2 protein-coding genes and 2 pseudogenes are annotated in these 2636 nt (G+C 53.8%); all 4 read right to left on the bottom strand.

What is annotated here, in order from left to right; translation table 11 throughout:
* Positions 1-119: 119 nt before the first annotated feature.
* Positions 120-866: pseudogene (locus tag FYJ58_RS14565) on the bottom strand (ATP-binding protein); the annotation flags it as partial.
* Positions 863-1615, bottom strand: coding sequence for a phage replisome organizer N-terminal domain-containing protein (locus FYJ58_RS14560; protein WP_074754406.1), 753 nt, complete (start codon positions 1613-1615; stop codon positions 863-865). The gene FYJ58_RS14560 and the pseudogene FYJ58_RS14565, both read right to left, overlap by 4 nt.
* A gap of 112 nt (positions 1616-1727) precedes the next feature.
* Positions 1728-2114 (bottom strand): cysteine-rich VLP domain-containing protein, encoded by a 387-nt coding sequence (locus tag FYJ58_RS14550; RefSeq protein WP_090487044.1) that lies wholly within the window; start codon positions 2112-2114, stop codon positions 1728-1730.
* A pseudogene (locus FYJ58_RS14545) lies at positions 2104-2508 on the bottom strand (relaxase/mobilization nuclease domain-containing protein); the annotation flags it as partial. The pseudogene FYJ58_RS14545 and the gene FYJ58_RS14550, both read right to left, overlap by 11 nt.
* Positions 2509-2636: the final 128 nt, after the last annotated feature.

The following is a 2636-nucleotide window of genomic DNA, read 5'->3' as shown; positions in this document are numbered from 1 at the left end:
ATCACCTAATGAGTATGAAAAGAAATATTGGATAAAATTAAGACACTTGGAAATAAATGCGGCATAAGACAGAATATTGAGGTGAAAAGTTCACGTTTAACTTGTACTTTTTCTTGACATAGGACCAGGTCATAAATCCGGGAATGGGCGGTGTCCTCCGGGTTTCGCAGGTCGTCCAGCGTGAGGTTGGTCGTGACGATCAGCGGCTTGCCGCTGCGGTAACGGCTGTCAATCACATTGAAAACCTGTTCCAGCCCGTAGTCGGTGCCGCGTTCCATGCCAAAGTCGTCAAGGATCAGCAGCGGATAGCGGCAAAGGCGGGAAATGTACTCGTTGCGCCCCTCAAAGCTGGCGGCAAGGTCATTGAGGATCAGGGCAAAGTTCGTCATGTGGACGGGGATTTCTTTCTCCATGAGGGCGTTTGCGATACAGCCCGCAAGGTAGCTTTTCCCGGTTCCTACGCCGCCCCAGAACAGGCAGCCGATATTGTCTGTCCGCATATCCTCCCAATGCTCCACATACCGGCGGGCAAGCCCGGCCTGCGGGTTCCTGCCGTTGTCATTCTCGAAAGTCCAGTCCCGCATGGCGGGGTCGGTAAAGCCCCGGCGTTTCAGTTCTTCCACGGTGTCAAGGTGCCTGCGCCGCTTTTCGGCGGCTTCCCGTTCCTCGCGGGCGGTTTTCTGGCAGTCGCACTCTGCCGGGTGGCGGTCGCGCCCGAAGATAGCGGCCTTATCCGGCGCAAAATAGGCTTCTTTCGGCTTGCGGCACTTGCCGCAGTACAGCAAACCGTCCTCGCCGGTGTAGTCCTCCGGCTCCGGGGTGGTGGCCGTCATATTCTCCAAAACAGCGTTGATTTCGTTCTTCATAAACTCTCGCCCTCCTTGCATGAGTAGTCTGGTATGCCCTTTTTCGGGGCTTTCTTAGTTGCGTCCTCCTGCGCCCATTTGTAGATGGTGGCGGCATGGCTCTTGTATCGCTTGCCGCTGGACGCGATATGGCAGGATAGCCGGTCAATGTAATAGTCCCATTTGCCGGGCAGGTCTGCTTTCAGCCCGTCCAGTTCCGATTGCGAAAGAAAAACATTTTCATACCGGCCATAGGCGGCGCGGGCGGGTTGTCCCGTATCTAACTCTCGCTCTCTCTCTTTTTCTATCTCTTTCTCTATCTCTATCTCTGGTGGACAAATGTCCGCTTGATATGGTGGACATTTGTCCGCCCCGGCCTTTGGCAAGGCTTTCTGCTCCTGCAAAGCCAGCCTTGCCCGCCGTTTTCGCTCCCCCTCGGTAGAGGATTGGCCGATCAGTAGTTCAATGTTGCTCATATACAGTGCGCCGTTCTGTAACGGCTCCACAAGCCCCAGCTTCATAAAAATCTGCAAGGCCCGTTCTACGGTGCCGACTTGCTGACGGGTAATGGTGGCAATCATCTGCGCGGTGTAGGGGATATTTTCATCAAGCTGCAACTTCCCGCCGTTTTTCAGCGATTTCAGGTACAGTTTCAAGAGGATGTTGGAATAGAGGATACCGTCCTGCATACTTTCCAGCAGCACAATGGCGTCCTCGTCAAAGTAATTCTCTTTCAGCTTGAGGTAGTAGTATTTTCGGTTGTCTGACATGGTTCCTCCTTTGGGTGGATTTGGGGTGTTTGTACGCATTTAGAACGCCGTTTCCGGGGGAAAAGGATAAATGTATCGCGTACCCTTTGACACCCACGAAAAAAGCCTTGATTTATGCGGGTTTGAAAGGCTCTAAAGCGTGACATCTCTGCCTTTGTTTCCGCTTTCTCTCGGCGGCGCGGATTTTCTTCATGCGCCCGGCGCAGTCGGGGCAGTATTTCCCCCGGTTGGATTTGGGGACAAAGGCCGCTCCGCAGACGGCACACCGTTTCCGGCTCCCCCGGTATAAGAGGGCTGCGGACAGCTCCTCGTCAAGGGGCAGGACAGCCACACGGAACCAGCGGCACATGAGGGAAAGGGAAATGCTCTGGACGCACACGCAAGGCTCCCCGTCGTCTAACAGCAGGCAGTTCCCCTCGTCGTAGTTACAGCACTCATGTACCAGCCGCCGCGCCCGCCGGTGCTGGCGGTAGTCCATGCGGGGCAGGTTATCGCTCATGGCTCTGCTCCTTTCTGCGGTGCGGCTCGTCCCGGCGCAAAATCTGGTTGATATTCCGCTTGACGGTCTGCAACTCCTTGAACCGCTGCTTCTGTTCGTGATAGGTGTTATACAGGCCGTCTTTCTCGGAGATAAGCTGCTCGATCTCGGCCTGCAACGCTTTCCGGGCGGGCAGCTTGGTAATGCCATGCGCCTTGAAATACCGGGCGGCTGCGTCGGCTATGATAAAATCGCTCTCATGGGCCTGCCGGTATGCGGCGCGGGCTTTCTCGGATTTCTGCGCTTTCAACCCGTCGCGGGCGGGCTTGGTCTGGGCGTAGGCCAACACCTGACGCTGCAACTCCTTTTTCCCTTGCAGCTTGGTTTCCAGTGCTTTCAGTTCGCCGCTGGTCTGGTATAAAGTTATACTTAAATATGTACAATAAATATTAAATAAGAATGTACAAATGTTATGATATATGAGTTACAAGGAGGAACTCATATGATATTAAATAATCGGATCATAACAAATATAAAAATAGA

This window comes from Velocimicrobium porci (genome assembly GCF_009696045.1).
In the GTDB taxonomy this organism is placed as follows: Bacteria; Bacillota; Clostridia; order Lachnospirales; family Lachnospiraceae; genus Velocimicrobium; species Velocimicrobium porci.
Note: the sequence above shows the minus strand (reverse complement) of the source record. Positions and strands in the feature narration are given on the sequence as shown.

Bases quoted from the DNA above. Each gene is read 5' to 3' on its own strand.
- FYJ58_RS14560 (WP_074754406.1), bottom strand. From the start codon at position 1,615: ATGTCAGACAACCGAAAATACTACTACCTCAAGCTGAAAGAGAATTAC.
- FYJ58_RS14550 (WP_090487044.1), bottom strand. From the start codon at position 2,114: ATGAGCGATAACCTGCCCCGCATGGACTACCGCCAGCACCGGCGGGCG.